This is a genomic window from Paenarthrobacter sp. YIM B13468, assembly GCF_042788025.1.
Taxonomy (GTDB): domain Bacteria; phylum Actinomycetota; class Actinomycetes; order Actinomycetales; family Micrococcaceae; genus Arthrobacter; species Arthrobacter aromaticivorans.
Genome location: NZ_JBHZPI010000001.1, coordinates 208,355 through 230,522, shown reverse-complemented (window position 1 = coordinate 230,522; position 22,168 = coordinate 208,355). Strand labels below are relative to the sequence as shown.

General features: G+C 61.2%; 21 protein-coding genes and 1 tRNA gene. 4 read left to right on the top strand and 18 right to left on the bottom strand.

The genetic code is table 11. The features are described 5' to 3' along the window. Positions 1-79: 79 nt before the first annotated feature. The 18 genes from ACFX4T_RS01045 to argS form a co-directional block, all read right to left on the bottom strand. Positions 80-907: a F0F1 ATP synthase subunit delta gene (locus tag ACFX4T_RS01045; protein ID WP_216923954.1), complete on the bottom strand. Its 828-nt coding sequence runs from the start codon at positions 905-907 to the stop codon at positions 80-82. Further along, complete coding sequence (locus tag ACFX4T_RS01040) at positions 907-1,464, bottom strand: F0F1 ATP synthase subunit B (RefSeq protein ID WP_216923955.1); 558 nt, start codon at positions 1,462-1,464, stop codon at positions 907-909. The genes ACFX4T_RS01045 and ACFX4T_RS01040 overlap by 1 nt, the downstream gene beginning before the upstream one ends. Before the next feature lie 56 nt (positions 1,465-1,520). Beyond that, positions 1,521-1,724, bottom strand: coding sequence for an ATP synthase F0 subunit C (gene atpE / locus ACFX4T_RS01035; protein ID WP_009356484.1), 204 nt, complete (start codon positions 1,722-1,724; stop codon positions 1,521-1,523). Positions 1,725-1,801: 77 nt separating this feature from the next. Then, complete coding sequence (gene atpB, locus ACFX4T_RS01030) at positions 1,802-2,602, bottom strand: F0F1 ATP synthase subunit A (protein WP_216923956.1); 801 nt, start codon at positions 2,600-2,602, stop codon at positions 1,802-1,804. An 81-nt stretch (positions 2,603-2,683) separates the two neighbouring features. After that, on the bottom strand, positions 2,684-3,019 hold the full coding sequence (locus ACFX4T_RS01025; protein ID WP_377650510.1) for a hypothetical protein: 336 nt from the start codon (positions 3,017-3,019) through the stop codon (positions 2,684-2,686). Then, on the bottom strand, positions 3,006-3,497 hold the full coding sequence (locus ACFX4T_RS01020; RefSeq protein WP_216923958.1) for a hypothetical protein: 492 nt from the start codon (positions 3,495-3,497) through the stop codon (positions 3,006-3,008). The genes ACFX4T_RS01025 and ACFX4T_RS01020 overlap by 14 nt, the downstream gene beginning before the upstream one ends. Positions 3,498-3,610: 113 nt before the next feature. Further along, positions 3,611-4,729 (bottom strand): MraY family glycosyltransferase, encoded by a 1,119-nt coding sequence (locus ACFX4T_RS01015; protein WP_216923959.1) that lies wholly within the window; start codon positions 4,727-4,729, stop codon positions 3,611-3,613. A gap of 282 nt (positions 4,730-5,011) precedes the next feature. After that, positions 5,012-5,968 (bottom strand): glycosyltransferase, encoded by a 957-nt coding sequence (locus ACFX4T_RS01010; protein WP_377650509.1) that lies wholly within the window; start codon positions 5,966-5,968, stop codon positions 5,012-5,014. Next, a complete protein-coding gene (locus tag ACFX4T_RS01005) occupies positions 5,969-6,754 on the bottom strand; it encodes a WecB/TagA/CpsF family glycosyltransferase (RefSeq protein ID WP_377650508.1) in 786 nt (261 codons plus the stop codon). It abuts the gene before it with no gap. Continuing rightward, positions 6,751-7,593, bottom strand: a complete 843-nt coding sequence (locus tag ACFX4T_RS01000) for an L-threonylcarbamoyladenylate synthase (RefSeq protein ID WP_377650507.1) — start codon at positions 7,591-7,593, stop codon at positions 6,751-6,753. The genes ACFX4T_RS01005 and ACFX4T_RS01000 overlap by 4 nt, the downstream gene beginning before the upstream one ends. 12 nt (positions 7,594-7,605) lie before the next feature. Further along, positions 7,606-8,478 (bottom strand): peptide chain release factor N(5)-glutamine methyltransferase, encoded by an 873-nt coding sequence (gene prmC, locus ACFX4T_RS00995; protein WP_377650506.1) that lies wholly within the window; start codon positions 8,476-8,478, stop codon positions 7,606-7,608. Positions 8,479-8,537: 59 nt separating this feature from the next. Continuing rightward, positions 8,538-9,611 carry a peptide chain release factor 1 gene (gene prfA, locus ACFX4T_RS00990; protein ID WP_216923964.1) on the bottom strand — a complete coding sequence of 358 codons (1,074 nt, stop codon included), beginning with the start codon at positions 9,609-9,611 and terminating at the stop codon, positions 8,538-8,540. A 238-nt stretch (positions 9,612-9,849) separates the two neighbouring features. Next, entirely contained in the window at positions 9,850-12,039 is a 2,190-nt protein-coding gene (gene rho / locus ACFX4T_RS00985) for a transcription termination factor Rho (RefSeq protein ID WP_377650505.1), read from the bottom strand. A 307-nt stretch (positions 12,040-12,346) separates the two neighbouring features. Beyond that, positions 12,347-13,321, bottom strand: coding sequence for a homoserine kinase (gene thrB, locus ACFX4T_RS00980; protein WP_216923966.1), 975 nt, complete (start codon positions 13,319-13,321; stop codon positions 12,347-12,349). Between the two features lie 2 nt (positions 13,322-13,323). Next, positions 13,324-14,427 (bottom strand): threonine synthase, encoded by a 1,104-nt coding sequence (gene thrC, locus ACFX4T_RS00975; RefSeq protein ID WP_216923967.1) that lies wholly within the window; start codon positions 14,425-14,427, stop codon positions 13,324-13,326. Continuing rightward, on the bottom strand, positions 14,428-15,744 hold the full coding sequence (locus tag ACFX4T_RS00970; protein ID WP_216923968.1) for a homoserine dehydrogenase: 1,317 nt from the start codon (positions 15,742-15,744) through the stop codon (positions 14,428-14,430). After that, positions 15,737-17,221 (bottom strand): diaminopimelate decarboxylase, encoded by a 1,485-nt coding sequence (gene lysA / locus ACFX4T_RS00965; RefSeq protein ID WP_377650504.1) that lies wholly within the window; start codon positions 17,219-17,221, stop codon positions 15,737-15,739. The genes ACFX4T_RS00970 and lysA overlap by 8 nt, the downstream gene beginning before the upstream one ends. A gap of 4 nt (positions 17,222-17,225) precedes the next feature. Then, a complete protein-coding gene (gene argS / locus ACFX4T_RS00960) occupies positions 17,226-18,875 on the bottom strand; it encodes an arginine--tRNA ligase (protein ID WP_377650503.1) in 1,650 nt (549 codons plus the stop codon). A gap of 229 nt (positions 18,876-19,104) precedes the next feature. On the opposite strand from argS, the gene ACFX4T_RS00955 reads away from it, so the two are divergent. From ACFX4T_RS00955 to ACFX4T_RS00940, 4 genes are all read left to right on the top strand, one after another. Continuing rightward, on the top strand, positions 19,105-19,581 hold the full coding sequence (locus ACFX4T_RS00955; RefSeq protein ID WP_377650502.1) for a hypothetical protein: 477 nt from the start codon (positions 19,105-19,107) through the stop codon (positions 19,579-19,581). Positions 19,582-19,586: 5 nt separating this feature from the next. Beyond that, positions 19,587-20,459 (top strand): FAD:protein FMN transferase, encoded by an 873-nt coding sequence (locus tag ACFX4T_RS00950; protein ID WP_377650501.1) that lies wholly within the window; start codon positions 19,587-19,589, stop codon positions 20,457-20,459. Then, positions 20,456-21,958 carry an FAD-dependent oxidoreductase gene (locus ACFX4T_RS00945; protein ID WP_223946382.1) on the top strand — a complete coding sequence of 501 codons (1,503 nt, stop codon included), beginning with the start codon at positions 20,456-20,458 and terminating at the stop codon, positions 21,956-21,958. The genes ACFX4T_RS00950 and ACFX4T_RS00945 overlap by 4 nt, the downstream gene beginning before the upstream one ends. Before the next feature lie 120 nt (positions 21,959-22,078). Continuing rightward, positions 22,079-22,151, top strand: a tRNA-Arg gene (locus ACFX4T_RS00940). Positions 22,152-22,168: the final 17 nt, after the last annotated feature.

The following is a 22,168-nucleotide window of genomic DNA, read 5'->3' as shown; positions in this document are numbered from 1 at the left end:
TCCCTGCTCTCCTGTTTTCGTGATCATCGTTGCTCACGATGACCGGGTTTTATATCAGTTAAGTTGTGCTTTGTCTTCGCTAGACAGCGAGCTGACGGCGGAGGTCGGTCAGGCGGCCGATAACAGAAGCGTCAAGCACTTCATCACCCACCTGAACCCGGATTCCACCAATCAGGCGGGGGTCAACATTGACGTTGACCTTCAGCTCGCGGCCGTACAGGGCATTCAGCCCGGCCTGCAGACGGCTGGCCTGCGTTTCCGTCAACGGACGGGTAACGCTGACAGTTGCAATCCAGCGCTGCTGACGCTTGGCTGCAAGCTTGGCGAAGGACTCGACGAGCTTGCTCGGCTTGACACCGCGCGGCTGAGTTACGGCCTGGCCAATGAGAACCTTTGCTTCCTCGCTGACGCCAGGAACAAGTTTCTCGGCCAGGACCACCTTGGCCGCGGCGGATGCCTGCGGCTCAGACAGAGCACGTTGTACTTCGTGGCTGGAAGCGACGGCCTGGTTGAAAGCAAACAGATCGTTTTCCAGCTCTTCCAGCCCCGTGATACCAGAGGCAGAAACGGCCGACTTGTTTTCAGCTACGGCAATGACAACCGTGGCGGCAAGAGTCTCGAGTGCATCGCCGATATCGCGTGCAGATGCCCAGCGCAAGCCAGCCAGTCCGCCTGCGATTTCAGCAGCATCAGCGGAGACTTTTCCGCTAACCAGCTGCTTGACCAGCGCCGACTTCTCGTCTCCACTACGGGACGGGTCAGTCAGGGCGCGGCGCAAGCCAGCCGAGCTGTCCACCGTTCCCAGGATTCCGAAGAGGTCCTTTGCCAACTGCAGCGAGGCAAAAGGAAGCTTGGCTTCCAACTGCGCCAGCGCCGTGGTCAGCGATTCGCTCGATATACCTGCCATTACTTAGCTGCACCTGCGTTCTGGGTCTCCAGATCTGCCAGGAAGCGGTCCACAACGCGTGCGGCCCGCTCATCATCAGTGAGTGCTTCACCAACGATGCGGCCAGCCAACGTGGTAGCCAAAGTGCCAACCTCTGAGCGAAGCGAGACAACAGCTGCCTGGCGCTCGGACTCGATGGCAGCGTGTGCCTGCTCGGTGATGCGGGCAGACTCGGCAGCGGCCTTGGCCTTGAGGTCCGCGAGGATCTGGGCGCCTTCAGCGCGTGCTTCTTCACGGATCCGGTTGGCTTCGGCGCGGGCATCGGTGAGCTGCTGCTTGTACTCTTCAAGAGCTGCAGAAGCTTCGGCCTGTGCCTTTTCAGCCTTTGCGATGCCACCTTCAATCGCTTCGGCGCGCTCTGCGAAGGTCTTCTCGAACATCGGGACAATGAACTTGACCACGATGTACAGGAGGACAGCAAAGCCGACGAGGACGACGCCCATTTCCCAAACATTGGGAACGAGAGGGTTAGTGGCCTCTTCGCCTTCAGTGGCGGCTGAGATGATCAGCTGATTCATATTTCACCCGTCCTATCTACTCGGTTGCGGAATTCGCTTTGTTCGAAAGTCGAAGACTAGAGAACGAAAGCGAAGACGAGGCCGAGGATGGCAAGAGCTTCGGTCAGTGCCAGACCAAGGAATGCGATCGGCTGCAGCACGCGCTGAGCTTCCGGCTGACGAGCAACACCGTTGATGTAAGCCGCGAATACGAGACCCACACCGATACCACCGCCGATTGCGGACAGACCGTAACCTACGAGGTTGAGATTGCCTTCCATTTTTTTCCTTTCAAGATGCCACCCATGTGGCAGGTTGTTTGGTTTACTTCAATCCCCTCAAGGGGAAGTTTTTGAGCCTAGTGGCTGTCGGCGTGCAGGGCGCCTTCAATGTAGATCGCGGTCAGCAAGGTGAACACGTAGGCCTGCAGGGCCATGATCAGGGCCTCGAGCATGTACATGGCAATAGCGCCAACAAGGACGAGAACCGAGGTGCCCTTCAAAAGGACGTTCTCCTGCATGATCAGGAACTCAATACCGGAGCCGGCGAGCATGACGATCAGGTGGCCGGCCAGCATGGTCGCGAACAGACGGAGGCTGTGCGTAACGGGGCGGACCAGGAAGTTGGAGATGATTTCGATCGGAACAACGATCGGCAGGATGTACCACGGGACACCGGAGGGAACGGTTGCGAGCTTGAAATACTTCAGCCCGTTCTTCTTGATGCCGATGATGATCCAGGTGAAGTACACGATGCCGGCCAGCACGTACGCGCCGCCAACGTGGGAGAAGCTCGGGAGCTGGATCACGGGGATAGCGCCGTAGATGTTGTTCACCAGAATAAAGAAGAACAAGCTGAACAACAGCGGGACGTACTTGATGAAGTCCTTGCCGCCGATGATGTCCTTGGCGATGCTGTTGCGGACGAAGCCATAGGCCATTTCGCCTGCGAACTGCAGCTTGCCGGGAACCAGCTGCTGCTTACGCGCAGCGAGGATGAAGAATGTAGCGATAATGACGACCGAAAGGATCACCAGCAGCATCTGCTTGGAGAAGCCATCGTGCGCACCCCAAGGCAGGATTGCCGGCAGGTGCATTTCGTCGATTCCGGGTGGGGTGAATGACCCCGAATCCTGGGCGGGGAGCGCAAGCGCGATCAACGCGTTTCCTCTCTGCTGTGTCCATCATTGGGCATTGGTTGGAAGCCGGACGCGCTCGACGCATCCATATTCCGTGTGAAATTATTTGGCATCACTGTCCCCGTCCGTGGACGGACCGCTGTCTGCGTTGCTCTCGCCAGAAGAAGAGCTTTGCCTGGTGAGGCCGTGCATATGGGAAAGATAGAACCCTCCTGCGGCTCCCAGCAGAGCGCCAAGGAGCACAATCCAGCGGGTCCCCCACAGATTATCCAAACCCCAGCCTATCAAACTCCAGACAATGATCCCGCCAACGATGTAGCTGAAGACGGCGATGCCGGCGTTGTATCCACCGTCGTTTCCGGCGTCGGCAGAATCGTTGGCGGCACCTTGGGATGGAGTGTGGCTCGACAGCTGGGAATTACGCTTACGCAGAGACATCCGTACCGCCCTTCTCATCCGCAGGATCGTTGTAGATCTGCAGGCGGGCTTTGCTGAAACCGTAAATCTCCGCAGCCTGCCAAAGGACGACGGCCACAACTGCGCCGATGATGAACCATCGGCCGTGCAACCAGGCGGGAGTACCGATAACAAAGAGGACCACTGCAAATCCGACGACTTTTACGAAGTACGTCGCTACGAACAGGCCGACAGCGCCGGAAGGATTATTGCGGCCAACAAAATGACCGATCAGAAGGCTGATCGCAAAGAAGAGCATGACCAGCGCGGCACCGAATGCTGCTGAAAGCGCGCCTAGGCCACCATTCAGGAACGCTGCGACGATACTCGTCACGATCAATCCGGCCAAGGCAGCTGCGGAGCTCAAGAGCAGCAAGCGGAGCCACAGGTTGGATGTCTCCCCGGAAACTCCAACAACACGTTTACCGGACGGGCGTCCGGAATCGGCGTTGGATGTCATGGGGATACCAATCCTCGTGGCACGGGTGCCATATTCTCAAAGTGGGGTTACGGGCGAGTGACTGTCCGCAGAAAGAATTCTACATGAGATAGAACTGTGACCATAACCGAAAGTCATGAGCGCTCCCCCGGCCCCGCCGTGTTCCGCGTGAAGTACGGCCATGCCGTAACGGCGGCCATGACGAGAGCAGCTACGACCACCACGATCAACACAATCTGCCAAGGGAACACCGCGAACGCCACACCGCCGAACGCCAGGATGCACGTCCAGACATAAAGCATGACGACGGCGGTGCGGTGCGAGTAGCCGAGGTCCACCAGCTTGTGGTGGAGGTGCCCACGGTCTGCGGACCAAGGAGACTGTCCCCGGGCGGTCCTGCGAACCACAGCCATCCCGAAATCCAGGAGCGGAAGGGAGAGGACGGCGAAGGGCAGGAGGATCGGAATGATCGTCGGAATGCCGTTGGCGCGGTCGTAGAGCCCAGACCCGATTTGCCCCGTGGCCACTACGCCGGCTGAAGCCATGAGGAGACCGATGAGCATGGCACCGGAGTCCCCCATGAAGATCTTGGCTGGAAACCAGTTATGCGGCAGGAATCCGATGCAGCCACCCACCAGGATCGCCATCAGGAGTGTCGCAAGGTCTGAATTGTCCGTGGATGGGTTGTTCCGGTGCACCCAGTACGCCGTGAGGAAGAACGCACCGCCTCCGATGGTGGCTACACCTGCAGCCAGTCCATCCAGCCCATCAATGAAATTGACGGCGTTCATGGTGGTAACAATCAGCCCTGCTGTCAGGACAATCTGGACGAGTTCGGAGTCAATCAGGATCGGTTCGGGGATGAACGGAACCACAGACATCCTCACGCCCCAAATGGCGACGATGAAAGCCGCTGCTGCCTGTCCCAGGAGCTTGATCCACCAGCGGATGTCCAGGATGTCGTCCGCGACTCCCACTGCGACGATCACTACTGCACCGGCCAATATGCCCCACGGAGCATCGTTATGCCTGAAAATGTCCTTGACGAAGAACGAGTTGCTTGCCACGACAAGTGCAACAAAAAAGCCTGCAAAGATGCCAAGCCCGCCCAGTTTTGAGATGAGTGCGGAGTGCATGTCCCTGCTGCGGATGGGACGGTAAAGCCGTAATTTGTTCCCGAGTACGCGGGCTCCCCATGTTCCGGCATAGGACACCAATGCAGCGGTGAGCGCCATCAGCAGGTACATAATCATGACGCGGCTCCTGAAAGCAGCGCAATGCCGGAATCAGCTACACGGACCAAGGGATGCAGCCGGTGCATCGCTGAAAAGCCGTGTAGTTCCGGGCAGGTCAAGGTGTGGATTTCTGTCTGTCGATAAATGGAACTACTCCGTCGCCATGCCTGCACCGGCTGTGCCAAATGATGCTGGGATTTCTGTGGACTCTAGTCACGATACTAATGCCAACGGTCGTGACCACCGGCGTGACGCAGCCGCAAAGCTACAGCTGATGTGCTGCAGCCAAGCGGCTGCCTTCTACTTGGCAGGCTCCTGGACGTTTCGCAGGGCGTAGATCCCCTTGAGCACTTCGGCGTTGGACCGGGGCGCCTTCAAACTGTGGCGCAGGCCCTTGAACAAGCCCTCCAGCAGGATTTTGCGGTTTGACGACGCAGCAATGGTCTTGGCCCAATTACGCAGCGAAGCTCCGGTAAAGAGGACCTTCTCCCAAGGGGCCAAGGCGTTGGATCTGGTGTAAACCCAGAGCTTGTTACGAACTTCGTAGTAGAAACGAGGGCCGGGGTCCGCCCCTGCATCTCCAAACACTTTCGTGTGATGATTGGCTACCGACGCACTGGTAGCCAGGGCAGTTCCCCGGCGCGAAACCCTTGCCGTGTATTCGAGGTCATCGTTCCAGATGAAGTAGTCGGCTATGGGCAGTCCGTGACGCCGGATCTCCTCAGCGCGAATCAGGACAGAGACGAAGGATGCGCTGCGGATCTGAACCGCCCCGATCCTGGCAGCGGTGCTGCGCGCCGCCTCACTGGCACCGATACGTGGACGCATGCGATTCATGGGGTGGTCGCGCCCATCCGTCCACACTACCCGGCTGGCGATGAACGCAGGAGCTTCCCCGGTCTCCTGTTCATAAGCCTCGGACACATCCAGCGCCTCACGAAGTGCCCCAGGCTGCGGTTCGGTGTCGTCGTCCATGATCCAGACGTGGTCGGCACCGTGGTCCAGGACTGCACGCTCCATACCCACAACGAATCCCCCGGCGCCGCCCACGTTTGCATTGAGCGTCACAACGTCCGTGGGAACAGCGCCCCGATAGGTCCTGAGGAATTCCGCAGTTTCGTCTGTGGACGCATTGTCCACGACGACGACGGCGTCCGGCACCTCGGTCCCGGCGGTAATGCCGGCCAGGGTGGTCTCAAGGAGTTCACGCCGGTTAAAGGTCACCACAACGGCGACCACAACGGGTTTGGACGTCATTTACTTGCCTTTGGTCTGGGATGGCTGGAAGTGGCGCCGAACCAGCAGGCCCGCCAGCTTCCACGGTTCAACAAAAACTCTGTAGGCAACACGGCCGGGATGGAGAACCAGGCGCCACGCCCATTCGAGCCCAAGGCGCCCGAGCCAACGCGGCGCAAGCTTCTGGACGCCGGCCACCTGTTCAATGGCACCGCCAACGGCACAATACACGGCGGGTGGAAACTGGGTGAGTCGTCGATGCAGGACCGTCTCCTGGAGCGGCATGCCAAGGCCCAGCAGCACCAGCTGAGGACGGAAGCGGTCCAACCACTCCACGACAGCCATTTCCAACGCCTCGTCCCATCCTTCGCCGGGCATACCATCTACCGTTGCATCCGGAATAATCGTGCGCAGCCGGGCCACCGCTTGCGTATTTGCAGCCCGTCCGGCACCGATCACGGCCACCCGTTCCAGCCCCTTCACCCCTCCAAGAGCCGGGATCCAGTCCATGGATCCAAGCCGGTAGGCCATGGGGCCTTGTCCCAGGGGCTTCAGTTGCCGTTTGTGGGCCAATCCCCAAAGCATGGCTACAGGAGCGCCGTCAAGGAGGACGATCGAGCTTTGATCGTAAAGTGAACGGAAATCTGCACACGAGTGGAACAGCGTAATGCTGTGAAGATTGTGGCCGAGCACAGTACGCGTGGTTCCGGCGGAGATGAGTCCGTCCAGGGCATCGATCAGTTCATTGACGCGCAGCGGAGTCGCGTCGACGTCTAGGACGGGGACGCGCTGGCGGTCCGGAATCATTCGGGTTTGGCTTCACGTGGGGCGTCGGGTGCCGATGCTGGTACAGCAGGCGCCGGATCCTCGACGGCGGGTGCTTCCGTTACTTCGATGGGTGCGTCTTGCGCCGCGGCCACTTCGGAGACAGGGTTTTCCTGTGCTGCTGCTTCGGTTTCTGCTGCCGGAGCAACGGAAGGTGCAGTCTCGCCAACGCCAAGGACGGAAGGAACAATTTCACGCAAGCGTTCCAGGGAGATGGCCCCCTGACGAACCACCCGGAAGGGTTCGGAGGTTGCATCCACGATGGTAGAAGGCAGTGCAGCAGTACCCTTCAGAGGCCGGAAGCCGCCTTCAAGGTAAACCTCCACGGAATCTGCCAGCTGGAGCCGCGCCTCGGACGCGGTCTGCGCTGCTTCCTGGCCCGTGCGGTTGGCCGATGACACAGCCAGCGGCCCGGTAAGGCCCAGAAGCTCCAGTGCGAGTTCGTCGTCAGGCATCCGCAGGGCCACAGTGCCCTTGGTATCACCCAGATCCCAATCCAAAGACGGCTGGGCGTGGAGGATGAGCGTCAAGCCACCGGGCCAGAACGCCTGTGCCAAGGCCCTGGCGTCGGAGGATACATCGCTCGCGAGTCCGTCCAGGGCGTTGATGCGCGGAATCAGGACCGGTGGGGGCATTTGCCGGCTACGTCCCTTGGAAGCCAACAACATTGTCACGGCCAAGGGGGAAAACGCGTCAGCTGCAATCCCGTACACGGTGTCCGTCGGCAGCACGATGCACTTCTTTTCGCTGATGGCACGCTGCGCGTGTCGAAGTCCTTCAGCCCGCTGGTCATCGGAAGTGCAATTGTAGGTTGTGGTCACAGCGCTATTCTTTCACTCATCAGGAGCCTTGTTTGCCAGCACAGCGCTCGTGGCCCGTTCCTTGCCGTTGAGGTCAAAGTGCGTGGTGATGTCCTGCCAACGTCCTGCTCGACGCAGCATGCCGCTGATCCAGTCCGCCTGGACTTCTGCGTGTTCCATCACGAAGTAGCCGCCAGGTTTCAGGAGACGGCCCGCAGTGGCTGCTGCCGCCGTCGGGAGTTCCATGCCATCCGCTCCCCCGCCGTACAGTGCTTCGGGCGGATCATGCAGCGCAACTTCCGGCTCGTTCGGGATTGCTTCTGCGGGGATGTACGGAGGATTGGACACCACAACGTCAAAGGAGCCGTTGTGTTCGGGCAAGGCATCCCTAAGATCACCCTGGATCAGCAAGACGCCCAGCGGTTCAAGGTTCCTGATCGCCCAGGCATGGGCGAGAGTGCTGAACTCCACGGCATGGACTTCAGCTCCGGGAACCTCGTGGGCGATTGAACCGGCAATGGCCCCGGAACCGGTACCGAGGTCCACGATCTTGGGGTGGGACATGCCGGCCACGTGGTCGATGACAAGCTGGACAACGGATTCCGTCTCGGGCCTGGGAATGAATACGCCGGGCCCCACCCGCAGTTCAAGATGGCGGAAATACGCGACGCCGGTGATGTGCTGAAGCGGTACGCGCCCGGCACGCTCAGCCACCAGTTCGGCGTAGCCTTCAGGGGCGGGCGAATCACCAAGGAGCATAGCCCGCAACCGGCCCAGCCCCACGCCCAACAGGTGCTCCGCAAGAAGTTCGGCATCGACGCGCGGGGTAGGGACTCCGGCGTCGGATAGAACCGCGGTGGCCTCGCGAACGGCGTCCGCGAGGCTTTGGCCTGGGAAAATCGTCATATCTGTACCCCGAATTCTGTACCCCGATAGCTGGAAATCGGCAGGCTTGTGGGGCCCTGCTATTCGCCCAGAGCGTCCAGACGCGACTGCTCGTCGGCTTCAATTGCCGACTGGATGACGGGTTCCAGATCACCATTCATGACGGCGTCGAGGTTGTACGCCTTATACCCGGTGCGGTGGTCCGCAATGCGGTTTTCCGGGAAGTTGTAGGTGCGGATGCGCTCCGAGCGGTCCATCGTACGGATCTGCGACTTGCGCTGTTCGGAGTTGGCGGCGTCGATCTGTTCCTGCTGGTGGGCCAGGAGCCGGGCACGAAGCACGCGCATACCGGCTTCGCGGTTCTGCAGCTGCGACTTTTCGTTCTGCATGGCCACCACGATGCCCGTAGGCAAGTGGGTGATGCGAACGGCGGAGTCGGTGGTGTTCACGGACTGGCCACCGGGACCGGAGGAACGGTAGACGTCGATCTTGAGGTCGTTCTGGTTGATTTCAAGTTCTTCGGGTTCATCCACTTCGGGAAGCACCAGGACGCCGGCCGCGGATGTGTGGATACGGCCCTGCGACTCTGTCACCGGAACGCGTTGTACCCGGTGCACGCCGCCTTCGAACTTCAACCGCGCAAAGACGCCCTCTGCGGGGTCGTTCGAGTTGCCCTTGATGGCCACCGATACGTCCTTGTAGCCACCCAAGTCAGACTCCGTGGCGGAAATCATCTCGGTCTTCCAACCCCGGGATTCGGCGTAACGCATGTACATGCGCAGAAGGTCACCGGCGAACAACGCAGCTTCGTCGCCACCTTCGCCACCCTTGACCTCAAGGATGACGTTGCGGGCATCGTCAGGATCACGGGGAATCAGCAGACGGCGCAACTTCTCCTGGGCAGCAGGAATCTGCTCCTGCAGCACTTCTACCTCTGCGGCGAAATCGGGATCCTCGGCAGCCATTTCCTTGGCGGCTTCGAGGTCGTCATTGAGTGCGCGCCACTTGTTGTACGCCTCCACAATGCCCTGGAGCTGGGCAGAACGCCGCCCCAATTTCCGGGCAGCAGACTGATCGGCATAAACAGCAGGATCACTCAACTGCGCCTGGATAGCAGCATGCTCATCAAGCAATCCCTGTACGGACTCAAACATTTTCAAACAACCTTTCAACGCTGCGCACAAGTTTAGTGGCGCAAACAGCGGAAGGTGACACGACCGCCGTCGGGTAATTTTGCCAGCCCGCGAAGGCGAGCCGAAAACGGAACGAGCCGCTGATTCTGCTGCCCCGGGAGTGGCTTCGGGCCTGCCGGAGCGTGGTGGTCAAGTCCGAAGGGACTTGGCCGCCACGCGTAGGGGCGGGGGCAGCAGAATCAGCGGCTCAGTAAAGCAGCTATTTGTCGTTGTCCGACTTCGCTCCAAGGGTTGTCTTCTGAACCTGCATGAGGAACTCGACGTTGCTTTGCGTCTCCCGGATCTTGTTCGTCAGCAGCTCAAGGCTCTGCTGCTGCTCAAGGCCTGAAAGGACCCTGCGCAGCTTCCACATGATCTTGACTTCTTCCGGCGAGAGCAGGTTCTCTTCGCGACGTGTGCCGGACGCGTTGACGTCCACGGCCGGGAAGATTCGCTTGTCTGCCAACTGGCGGGACAGGCGGAGCTCCATGTTGCCGGTGCCCTTGAACTCCTCGAAGATAACCTCGTCCATCTTGGAGCCGGTCTCGACGAGCGCCGTTGCCAGGATGGTGAGCGAGCCACCGTTTTCGATGTTGCGGGCAGCACCGAAGAAGCGCTTCGGCGGGTAGAGCGCTGCGGAGTCCACACCACCGGACAGGATGCGGCCGGAGGCCGGTGCTGCCAGGTTGTAGGCGCGGCCCAGGCGGGTCATGGAGTCCAGGAGGACCACCACGTCCATGCCCATTTCAACGAGGCGCTTGGCGCGTTCGATAGAGAGCTCGGCAACCGTGGTGTGGTCGTCTGCGGGACGGTCGAAGGTGGAGGCGATGACCTCACCCTTGACGGTGCGCTGCATGTCCGTGACTTCTTCGGGACGTTCGTCAACCAACACCATCATGAGGTGGACCTCAGGATTGTTGGTGGTGATCGCGTTCGCAATGGACTGCAGAATGAGCGTCTTTCCGGCCTTGGGCGGGGAGACGATCAGGCCACGCTGGCCCTTGCCGATCGGAGCCACGAGGTCGATGACACGCGGACCGATCTTCTTGGGGTCGGTTTCCAGGCGCAGGCGCTCAGACGGGTACAGCGGCACGAGTTTGGCGAACTCGACGCGGTCCTTCAGCTCTTCAGGAGTCTTGCCGTTGACTGAAGTCACACGAACAAGGGCGTTGAACTTCTGGCGCGAAGACTGCTGATTGCGGTCTTCACCTTCGCGTGGTGCACGGATGGCGCCAACGACGGCGTCTCCCTTGCGGAGGTTGTACTTCTTGACCTGTGCCAGCGAAACGTAGACGTCGTTCGCACCGGGGAGGTAGCCGGAAGTCCGGATGAATGCGTAGTTCTCCAGGACGTCCAGGATGCCCGCTACGGGGAGCAGGACGTCATCTTCGGTAACCTCGATGTCGTCAACATCCGGCCCCTGCGCACGGCCACGGCGGCGTTCATTGCGGTCGCGGAAGCGGTCGCTGCGGGTGTTGCCGTCCCGGCTGTCCTGGCCGCCACGACGGTCGCTGCGCTCGTTCTGATCGTTGCGATCACGGCGGTTCCTGCGGTTGCGGCGATTGCCCGTATCTTCGAGGTCGTTGTTGTCCTCGCGGCGGCCGCGTGAGTCACGACGTTCACGCGTCTGATCGCCGGACTCGGCCTGATCGCGCTGTTCAGTACGCTGTTCAGTGCGTTCGCCGCGCTGTTCACGCTGTTCGGTACGCTCGGCACGCTGTTCAGTGCGTTCGCCGCGCTGCTCACGCTGCTCAGTCCGCTCGCCGCGCTGCTCAGTCCGCTCGGCGCGCTGCTCACGCTGCTCAGTCCGCTCGGCGCGCTGTTCACGCTGCTCGGCGGCCGGTGCTTCTACGCTTTCGTCCGGAGTTGCAGCAGTCTCGCTGCGACGACGGTTACGGGTGCGGGGCTGGCGACGCTCGGTGGCGGCTTCGCTGCCTTCCGGCGCTGCCTCGGGCTCTGCAACCGGCGCAGCGGGTGCTTCGGCAGGTGCAGCGGCCTCTGCGGCGGCCACAACACCATCGCTGGTGGCGCGGCGGCTACGGCCACGTCCACGTCCACGAGGGGCTTCCTGGGCCGGCGCTTCAGTGCTTTCTTCAGTGGCAGGAGCGCTCTTCTCCGCAACCTTGACCTCGGCAGCAGGCGCTGCCTTCGGCGCGGTGGCAGCCTTCGTCGATGCCTTGGCCGGGGCCTTGGCGGTAGAAGTCCCGGCACGATGGGCGGAAATGGCTGTAACCAAGTCCCCCTTACGCATACGGGACCCACCGGAGATCCCCAGCTGGCTGGCAAGAGCCTGGAGCTGGGCGAGCTTAAGGCCTGCAAGGCCGCTGCTCTTGGTGGTTGCTGCTGTTGACGACTCAGCAGCAGAAGTTGTTGTGTCCACAGCTGAAGCCAGCTCAGTGGTTTCTGTCACGAAGGATCCTTCCCCCTCGACGGCGTCCAGAGCGAGAGCTGGACGCGATGATTTGTTCTGGGCTGCAGTTCAGATCTGCAGCCGGTGATTTCGGCCGTGCCTGATGGATTGTGGCCAACAGGGCCGGATACTGATCGTCTTCACTGAACCCAGTTGCCCGGACAGCCGACTGAATTTTCAGGGAACAGAGAGAGTTCTGCGGCACCTGAGACAGGCCGGAAGGAGACGGCACCGCCAGACGTTGGCGCAGTTGACGAAAGGAACAGCGAAACCGCCAAGATCCAAAATCAGGGAACTGCCCGCGGCTTTACCGCCGGTGCACTTCCACTCTAGCACCTTCAACGTCCACAGCCAGCGTCATCACACGCCAACCGACGTTGGGTGTGTTGGCGGCAGTAAACGCCTCGATGAATTCGGCAACAGTTGCTGCTTCGCCGGGTCCGTTGGCGAGGACCATGACAGTAGGACCGGCACCGGAAACCACGGCAGCGTGACCGGCCGTCCGTAGGGCCGCAATAAGGTCCGCGCTGGGCCGCATCGCTTCGGCCCGGTAGCTCTGGTGCAGGTAGTCTTCGGTACCGGGCAGCAAAAACTCCGGCTGCGTGGTCAGCGCGTGGATCAGCAACGCTGCACGTCCGGAGTTCATCGCGGCAGCATGGTGACCCACAGACGCGGGCAAGAGTCCGCGGGCAGTTTCGGTGGAGAGTTCATAGTCTGGAACCGCCACCACAGGAACGACGGATTGGGCTACTTCAGCACGCGTACTGCTGTACTGCTCGCTGTCCTGCCATGACAGCGCCAGCCCGCCGAAAATGGCGGGGGCGACGTTGTCCGGGTGGCCTTCCATTTCGCTGGTCAGCTGCAGGATCCAGTCGAGATCCTGCTGCGCCTCTTTGGGAACCAAGGAATTAGCTGCAGTGACGGCTGCGACAACTGCGGAGGCTGAGGAGCCTAGCCCCCGTCCATGCGGATTAACGTTATCGGCCGTGATCCTTAGGCCGGAGTGCCGGAAACCCAAACGTTCCAGGGCAAGGTCGATCGCGCGCACCACCAAGTGGCTGGAGTCGCGCGGAAGGGTATCGGCGCCCTCACCGGAGAGCTCGAATTCGAGCTCTCCGGTGGTGAGCGTTTCCACCGTCAAGGTGTCATAAATGGATAGGGCCAAGCCGAGGCTGTCGTAGCCGGGACCCAGGTTGGCGCTCGTACCGGGGACCTTGACGGTCAGCCGCTGGCCTGCCGCGACGAGTTGACGATCGGTCGCGGTGGGCTGCGTTTGTTCCACTCTTACTTTTCTTCCAGTCCCAGTTCCGCGGCAACGGTCACGACGTCATTGGAAACCTTGACCGGCTGGACATCGCTACCGTCCTCCGTGCGGAGGGCCCACTGCGGGTCTTTCAGTCCGTGGCCGGTAACGGTGATGACGATGGTCTTGCCGGACGGAACCTCACCAGCAGCGTGCTTCTTGATCAGGCCTGCCACGCCAGCAGCAGAGCCGGGCTCGACGAAGACGCCTTCCTTGGACGAGAGCCAACGGTGGGCGTCCAGGATTTCCTCATCAGTGACGGCTTCAATCAGCCCACCGGATTCGTCGCGGGCAGCGACGGCTGTGTCCCATGATGCCGGGTTGCCGATGCGGATGGCAGTGGCAATGGTGTCCGGTTCAGTGATCGGGTGCCCTGCAACGAACGGCGCTGCACCCGCAGCCTGGAAACCCCACATGATGGGCGTCTTGGTGGAGACGGCCGGCAGTGTGCCGTTGGCGGTCTCGAAGGGAGCGGCGTACTCCTTGTATCCCTTCCAGTAGGCAGTGATGTTGCCGGCGTTACCAACAGGGAGAACGTGGATGTCCGGGGCATCGCCCAGGGAATCCACAACTTCGAAGGCACCGGTCTTCTGGCCCTGGATACGGGCAGGGTTGACCGAGTTCACCAGGAAGACCGGGTAGGACTCGCCCAGCTTGCGGGCAATGTCCAGGCAATTGTCGAAGTTGCCGTCCACCTGCAGCAGCGTGGCGCCGTGCGCGATCGCCTGGCTGAGCTTGCCCATGGAGATCTTGCCTTCGGGGACGAGCACAGCGCATTTGAGGCCTGCGGCCGTTGCGTAGGCCGCGGCCGAGGCCGAGGTGTTGCCGGTGGACGCACATACAACAGCTTTGGCGCCGGCTTCGACGGCTGCCGTCATGGCCATGGTCATGCCACGGTCCTTGAAGGAACCCGTGGGGTTCATGCCCTCGACCTTCAGGTACACCTGCGAGCCGGTCAGCTCGGAAAGCTTCTGTGCGTGGACGAGCGGGGTGCCGCCCTCGCCGAGGGTGATGACCTTGGTGGCTTCCGTTACAGGCAAACGATCAGCGTATTCGCGGATTACTCCGCGCCATTGGTGAGCCACTTAGACCCCTTCTACCCGCAGTACGGATGTCACAGAATTGATAACGTCCAGGCCCTTGACGGCCTCGACGGTTGCTGCGAGTGCAGCTTCGGATGCACGGTGCGTCACGATTTTCAGCTCAGCCGACTCAACGTTCGAGGCAGAGTCGCGGTGGATCGTTTGACGCATGATCTCGATGGATACGCCGTTCTCCGCAAAAATGTGGGCGATGCGAGCCAACACACCTGCTTGGTCTGCTACATCCAGGCCGATGTAGTAGCTGGTGTTGGAGGCATCAATAGGCAGTGCCGGAACATGCCCGGTAGTTGTTTCCGTGCGGCCGGGACCGCCAAGGACCAGGCGCCTGGCAGCGGAGACGAGGTCACCCAACACAGCAGAGGCAGTGGGAGTCCCGCCTGCACCCTGGCCATAGAACATCAGCTCACCAGCGTTTTCGGCTTCGATGAAGACGGCGTTGAACGCGCCACGGACGGCCGCCAGCGGGTGTTCGCGTGGCAGGAGGGTGGGGTGCACGCGCACCGAGATTCCGCTGCCGTTCTCTGAGGCTTCGATTTTCTCGGCGATGGCCAAAAGCTTGATGACGAAGCCGGCTTCCTTGGCCGAAGCGATGTCCGCAGCGCTGACCTTGGTGATCCCTTCGCAGTAGACGTCATCCAAGGAGAACCTTGTATGGAAGGACAACGATGCCAGGATGGCGGCCTTGGCAGCTGCGTCATGGCCCTCGACGTCGGCAGTGGGGTCAGCTTCGGCGTAACCGAGGCGCTGTGCTTCGGCAAGGGCGTCCGCAAACTGGGCGCCAGTGGTGTCCATCTGGTCAAGGATGAAGTTGGTGGTCCCGTTCACGATCCCGAGAACCCGCGTAATGCGATCGCCGGAGAGGCTGTCGCGGATCGGGCGCAGGATGGGAATAGCACCGGCAACGGCAGCTTCGTAGGACAGCTGAACGCCGGCCTTGTCCGCCTCTTCGTAGAGAGTGGGGCCGTCCTGCGCGAGCAGTGCCTTGTTGCCGGTGACGACGCAGGCGCCATTCTGGATGGCGGTAACGATGAGCGTACGTGCGGGTTCAATGCCGCCCATGAGCTCGATGACGAGGTCTGCGTCCTTGACGAGGGTCTCGGCGTCCGTGGTGAAGAGTTCACGCGGCAGTTCGACGTCGCGCGGCGAGTCGAGGTTGCGCACGGCAATACCGGACAGCTCGAGGCGCGCGCCACTGCGGGCGGCCAGTGCCTCGGCGTCGTCAATAAGAATGCGCGCGACCTGGGCCCCTACATTGCCACAGCCCAGCAGGGCCACCTTCAGGGTTCGCACTTCAGACATTCGCCACTCCCATGTCGCGGTTCAAGAGATCTTCTTCGGTTTCCCCGCGGACAATGAGCCTGGCGGCTCCGTCGCGGACAGCGACAACGCCAGGCCGGGCCAGGTAGTTGTAGTTGCTGGAGAGGGCCCAGCAATAGGCGCCGGTACCCGGTACTGCGAGCAAATCACCGGCTGCCACATCCGCGGGCAGATATACATCTCTAACAACTATGTCGCCGCTCTCGCAATGTTTGCCCACTACTCGGGACAGTTGCGGAGCTGCATCGGAGTCGCGGGAAGCCAAAACCGCCGAATAATCCGCGTCGTAAAGCACCGGACGGGCGTTGTCGCTCATTCCACCGTCCACCGACACATACCGACGCGGATACGTAACGTTCTCTAGACCTTTTTCCGTGCCCGGAACATCCACGCGAACAGTTTTAAGCGTGCCTACCTCATACAAGGTGAACGTGGTGCTCCCGACGATCGCGCGTCCGGGTTCGATGGAAACGCGGGGCGCTTCGATGCCGAGTTCCGCGCACTTTGAACGCACGACGGCGGCCATCGCCTGCGCGATTTCCGCTGCAGGGCGGGGCGTGTCCACTGGCGTATAGGCGATACCGTAGCCGCCCCCGAGGTCCAGTTCCGGCAGAATGACGGAGTATTTGGCCTGCATCGCTGCCTGAAAGCCGAGGAGCTTTTCAGCAGCCAGCGCGAATCCGTCCGCCTCGAAGATCTGGGAACCGATGTGGCAGTGCAACCCCAGGAGTTCCACGCTCGGGTACGACGTCGCGGCGGCAACGGCTTCCTCAGCGGCGGACAGGCCGGCTTCCTCGGTGGAGTCCTCAGCCATGGAGAGGCCAAACTTCTGGTCCTCGTGCGCTGTGGCGATGAATTCGTGGGTGTGGGCGTGCACACCCGGTGTGAGGCGCAGCATGACCTTGGCAATTTCGCCGCGACTGGAAGCAATCTTGGCGACTCGTTCCAATTCGTCAAGGCTGTCCACCACGATCCTGCCGACCTTCATGTCCAGCGCCCGGTTGATCTCGGCGTCGGACTTGTTGTTGCCGTGCAGGCCCAGGTTGGCCCCCGGGATTCCGGCGCGGGCGGCAACAGCCAGTTCGCCTCCGGAACAGGTGTCCAGGCGCAGGCCTTCCTCAGCTACCCACTGTGCCACTGTCGTGCACAGGAAGGACTTGCCCGCGTAATAGACGTCCACTCCCCCGCAGATGTCGGCAAAGGCGTCGTCGAAAGCGTCCTTGAAGGCACGGGCACGGGATCGGAAGTCAGATTCGCTCATCACGAACAAAGGCGTGCCGAACTGTTCCTTGAGGTCGCTGACTGAAATCCCGTCAATGGTGACCTCACCGGCGTCGTTCTTCTCCACACCGGCTGCCCACATCGGTGCCTGAAGGACGTTAAGGTCCTCCGGGACGGCCAGCCATTCAGGGGCAAGCGGAGAGGCCTGGGGTGAATTTGGTGCGGTGTTTGTGGTCATGGCCTTACATCCGTTCCGGCGCGGAAACGCCCAGCAGTCCGAGTCCGTTGGCCAGCACCTGGCTGGTGGCGTCGTTCAGCCACAGCCGGGTCCGGTTCACGTCCAACACCGGATCCTCACCCTGCGGGGAGACACGGCAGGCGTCGTACCAGCGGTGGTAGGCACCGGCGATGACCTCAAGATGGCGGGCTACGCGGTGCGGTTCGCGGAGCTCGGCTGCTTTGGCCACGATGGAGGGGTAGCTGCCCAAATAGGAGAGAAGCTCGTTCTCCGTGGCGTGATCCAGCAGCGATGCGTCGAACACAGAGCGATCGACCCCGGCTTCGGCGGCGTTGCGCGCGGTTCCCCTGGAGCGGGCATGGGCGTACTGCACATAGAACACGGGGTTCTCGTTGCTGTTCTTCTTGAGCAGTTCCGGGTCCAGTGTCAGCGGCGAGTCCGCAGGGAACCGGGCAAGGGAGTAGCGCACTGCGTCCTTGCCCAACCAGGAAATGAGGTCCTTGAGTTCGATGATGTTGCCCGCGCGCTTGGACAACTTGGCGCCGTTGACGGACACCAACTGTCCAATGAGAACCTCAATGTTTACTTCGGGGTCGTCGCCCGCGCACGCTGCAATAGCCTTGAGGCGATTGATATAGCCGTGGTGGTCTGCGCCAAGAAGGTAGATCTTCTCGGTGAATCCGCGGTCCTTCTTGGAGAGGTAGTACGCGGCATCGGCGGCGAAATATGTCGGCTCTCCGTTCGCGCGGATCATGACGCGGTCTTTGTCATCGCCGAAGTCAGTGGTGCGCAGCCAGACGGCGCCGCCGTCGTCGAAGACATGGCCCTGTTCACGGAGCCGGGCAACGGCAGATTCAATGGCACCGGCGTCGTGCAGTTCCTTCTCGGAGAAGAAGACGTCGAATTCCACGCCGAAATCTGCCAGCGTTGCTTTGATATCCGCCATCTGTGCCTCGTAGGCAGCAGCACGGATAACCGGCAGGGCAGCCTCGTCCGTGAGTTCACGGATATCCGGGTGCGCTTTGAGTACTTCATCGCCGAGTTCGCGAATGTACTCACCGGGGTAGCCGCCCTCAGGGACGCCCCGGCCGTGGAGCCGGGAAAGTACTGAGTTGGCGAATACGTTCATCTGCGAACCGGCGTCGTTGATGTAGTACTCAGCTGTGACGTCGGCTCCCGAAGCCCGCAGCACGCGCGCGATCGCGTCGCCAAGGGCGGCCCACCGGGTATGGCCAATATGAAGAGGCCCCGTGGGGTTGGCCGAAACGAATTCCATGTTCACAACATGTCCTGCGAGCGCCTGGTTGGTCCCGTAGGTGGAACCCGCCTCAACGATTGCCTTGGCAAGCGCGCCTGCCGTAGCAGCATCAACGGTGATGTTCAGGAAGCCGGGACCTGCGATTTCGACTCCGGTCACGCCGGCGATTTCCTGCAGGCGATGGCTGAGGATTCCCGCGAACTCGCGCGGATTCGTGCCAGCCTGCTTAGCCAATTGCAGGGCAATATTGGTGGCCCAGTCTCCATGGTCCCTGTTCTTGGGGCGCTCCACCCGGACGTCGTCGGGGACAGCGGATTCCGCCAAGGCGATTTCGCCGGCAGAGACGGCATCCTTAAGGCAGGTGGATATGGCAGCAGAGAGTTCTTCGGGAGTCACCCATCCAGCCTACCGGGGGCCCGCGAACTCGAGGAATTAAGGCTCGTTTATGTGGATATCTTGGACACAGCACTTATACATAAACCGCTGGCGGCACTCACAGACTGAACCATTACGCTGATTTCGACGTTGTGAAGACGTAAGAGGTGGCTCTAACGGTCATCCAGAGACCGAAACCATCCGTTGACCGCATGTTGATCACATCTTGTCCAGTTGAAACGAGCAGAACATGACTACGCCACTCCGCAAGAGCCTCTACGTCGGGTTCGCCAGCGTTTCCATTATCGGGACCGCAGCTGCCTGTGCCCCCACAACGCAAGCCCCTTCAACGCAGACACCCGCCACCCAGAATGGTGGCCAGGCTTCTACCGGCAGTCCTTCTTCCTCCGATTCGGCTGGAAAGGGTAACTCCACGTACAAGGACGGCACGTACAGCGCCGATGGAACGTATACGTCGCCGAACGGCCAGGAGACCGTTGGCGTTGAGCTAAAGCTGGCCGGGGACAAGGTGGAAGCAGTGAATATCACCGTCCACCCCTCCAACCCCAATACCAAGAAGTTCCAGGGCGAGTTTGCCAGCGGTATCGCGTCACAGATAGTTGGCAAGGACATCGACGAACTGAACGTTTCCAAGGTGGCCGGTTCCTCCTTGACCTCCGGGGGCTTCAACGATGCCGTGGAGCAGATCAAGTCCCAGGCAAAGTAGCAGCCATGCCGCATCCGGGCTGGAGCCGATTTAGCTTCGAAGGGATCGGTACGCACTGGGAGATTTCGACGTCGTCGATCCTTGCGCTGGAAGTGCAGCGCCAACTGCTTGGAACAGTGGCGGATTACGACCACACCTATTCACGGTTCAGGCCGGATTCCCTGGTGTCCGCTCTGCAGCGCGGTCCCGGCAGCATTTCATTGCCCGGGCACTCTGTGGCCCTCCGCGACCTCTACGAGGCGCTGTACCGGATAAGTGGCGGCTCCATGACACCCCTGATCGGCAATAGCTTGAACCGTCTTGGTTATGATGCCGGCTACACCTTGGTTCCTTCAGGCGCTCCCGAGGGTGCAGTTAAGTGGGAAGACGTCCTTGAATGGTCGGGAACCACGGTTTCGGGCAAGGTCCCGCTGGTGTTGGATGTTGGCGCCGCAGGAAAAGGACAGCTCGTGGACCTGCTAGGTGAAGTCCTCCGTTCAGCTGGCTACCTGGACTTCCTGGTGGATGGCAGCGGGGACATGCTGCATTCCGGAAGCCTGCCCGTCACTGTGGCGTTGGAGCATCCTTACAACCCAAAGCAGGCAATCGGCACCGTGGAATTGGACAATTCAGCCCTCTGCGCCTCCGCGTCCAACCGCCGGGCGTGGGGCGACGGCCTGCACCATGTACTGGACGGAATCACTGGGCAACCTGTCCAGACCACAGTTGCCACCTGGACCATGGCCGCGAGCGCGATGGTGGCCGATGCCCTGGCCACGGCACTCTTCATGGTGGAACCTGCCGCACTTGAGGTTGAATTCGATTTTTCCTGGCTGCGGGTGTTTTCGAATGGGACTGCCACATTTTCGGCTGGTTTTGAAGGGAGACTGTTCACATGAATGCCATGAAGTCGCGACTGGACACCTGGTTGGGCCGCTTCACGATGTACCGCTGGATTTTGTGGGTTCTCGGGGTGCTGGTGGCCTACAGCCTGCTTCTGAACGTCTTGGGGTGGCTGACGTTCGGCCTGCCACAGATGCTGGTTCACTTGTGCCTGTGCCTGGGGCTTACCTATGGATCGAACCGCCTGCTGGCCTTGCTTTTCCGGACCACGCCACATTCGGAGTCTTCACTCATTACTGGCCTGCTCCTCTATTTCCTGTTCTGGCCCACATTCGTCCCCACTGACATGCTGGGTGTTGCACTGGCCTGTGTCCTGGCCAGCGCTTCGAAGTATGCTTTGGCTTTCCGTGGGCGCCACATTTTCAACCCGGCGGCTGCGGGGGCTTTTATCACGGGCTTAACCGGACTGAACATAGCCACGTGGTGGGCCGCAACGCCCGCCATGCTGTGGCTCCTTGTTCCTGGCGTCCTGGCGGTCCTGTACCGCACACGGAAAATGCTGATGGCTTCCGTTTTCCTGCTAGTGGCCACCAGTATCGTTTGTGTCGAATTGTTGGGCCGCGGCATGACCTTCGGCCAGGCCCTGTGGCAGCCGTTGGCCCAGCGCCCCCTGCTCTTCTTCGTCGGCTTCATGCTTACCGAGCCTCTCACGCTCCCCCCACGCCGTTGGCAGCAGTTGGCGCTTGCCGGCGTCGTGGGCGTTGTCTTTGCGGTTCCTTACAACTTGGGCTTCGTAGCCAATTCCCCTGAACTCGCGCTTCTGGTGGGGAACCTCATCGCTTTCTTCCTGGGCCAGCGGGGCCGCGTGCAACTGACATTCAAGGGATCCCGGGCCCTAACGCCGGGGACCAGGGAGTTCCGCTTCGAGCCTCGGCGCCCCGTTCGGCATGCGGCCGGTCAATTCATGGAACTGAACCTTCCGCATTCAGGGTCCGACGGCAAGGGCCGCCGCCGTGTCTTCAGCATCACCAGCCCCCCGGGTGCTCCAGAAGTGACCTTCGGCGTTGGAACTGCCGAACCCTTGTCCACCGCGAAGAAGACGTTGTTGGCGCTAAGGCCTGGTGACATGATTTCCGCCACGGCGGTTGGCGGAGACTTCGTGCTCCCCCGCGACGCCGGTAGGCCGGTCCTGCTGATTGCCGCAGGTATTGGCATCACGCCTTTTCTTTCCCACCTTGCGTCCGATACTGCAGCCCGTGACACCGTGGTCCTTTACCTTGCCCACGGGCGCGATGAACTCGCCGCCTGTGAGCAATTGGCGGCATCCGGCGCAAAGGTAATCGCCCGGCTCGCGGACGGCTCCACTCCCCCCGATTTCATGCACGACGCCGGAACCTCCAGGATCGATGCACGGCGCCTGAAGGAGCTGGTACCGGACATCGCGGCCCGCGAGGTTTATGTCTCCGGTTCCCCGGCGAGCGTGGATTCCCTGCGGGCCGCCGCGCGCGGTGCAGGTGCGCGGCGGGTACACGTTGACTCGTTTGCGGGGTACTAAGCTGTGGGTACAGCAGCGCCGTGGGGTGCAGGGCGCTAAAGATCATGCCGCGTTTTCTTTTGGGGCTCGGTGGCTGCTAAGCTCTAGGACGTCCCACCGGCAACGGAGGGAACCCTGGATGCCCTCGTAGCTCAGGGGATAGAGCGTCTGCCTCCGGAGCAGAAGGCCGTAGGTTCGAATCCTATCGAGGGCACACACGATACCCCGCCA

Bases quoted from the DNA above. Each gene is read 5' to 3' on its own strand.
- ACFX4T_RS01045 (WP_216923954.1), bottom strand. From the start codon at position 907: ATGGCAGGTATATCGAGCGAATCGCTGACCACGGCGCTGGCGCAGTTG.
- ACFX4T_RS01040 (WP_216923955.1), bottom strand. From the start codon at position 1,464: ATGAATCAGCTGATCATCTCAGCCGCCACTGAAGGCGAAGAGGCCACT.
- atpE (WP_009356484.1), bottom strand. From the start codon at position 1,724: ATGGAAGGCAATCTCAACCTCGTAGGTTACGGTCTGTCCGCAATCGGC.
- ACFX4T_RS01025 (WP_377650510.1), bottom strand. From the start codon at position 3,019: ATGTCTCTGCGTAAGCGTAATTCCCAGCTGTCGAGCCACACTCCATCC.
- ACFX4T_RS01020 (WP_216923958.1), bottom strand. From the start codon at position 3,497: ATGACATCCAACGCCGATTCCGGACGCCCGTCCGGTAAACGTGTTGTT.
- ACFX4T_RS01015 (WP_216923959.1), bottom strand. From the start codon at position 4,729: ATGATTATGTACCTGCTGATGGCGCTCACCGCTGCATTGGTGTCCTAT.
- ACFX4T_RS01010 (WP_377650509.1), bottom strand. From the start codon at position 5,968: ATGACGTCCAAACCCGTTGTGGTCGCCGTTGTGGTGACCTTTAACCGG.
- ACFX4T_RS01005 (WP_377650508.1), bottom strand. From the start codon at position 6,754: ATGATTCCGGACCGCCAGCGCGTCCCCGTCCTAGACGTCGACGCGACT.
- prmC (WP_377650506.1), bottom strand. From the start codon at position 8,478: ATGACGATTTTCCCAGGCCAAAGCCTCGCGGACGCCGTTCGCGAGGCC.
- prfA (WP_216923964.1), bottom strand. From the start codon at position 9,611: ATGTTTGAGTCCGTACAGGGATTGCTTGATGAGCATGCTGCTATCCAG.
- ACFX4T_RS00970 (WP_216923968.1), bottom strand. From the start codon at position 15,744: ATGTCTGAAGTGCGAACCCTGAAGGTGGCCCTGCTGGGCTGTGGCAAT.
- lysA (WP_377650504.1), bottom strand. From the start codon at position 17,221: ATGACCACAAACACCGCACCAAATTCACCCCAGGCCTCTCCGCTTGCC.
- ACFX4T_RS00955 (WP_377650502.1), top strand. From the start codon at position 19,105: ATGACTACGCCACTCCGCAAGAGCCTCTACGTCGGGTTCGCCAGCGTT.
- ACFX4T_RS00950 (WP_377650501.1), top strand. From the start codon at position 19,587: ATGCCGCATCCGGGCTGGAGCCGATTTAGCTTCGAAGGGATCGGTACG.
- ACFX4T_RS00945 (WP_223946382.1), top strand. From the start codon at position 20,456: ATGAATGCCATGAAGTCGCGACTGGACACCTGGTTGGGCCGCTTCACG.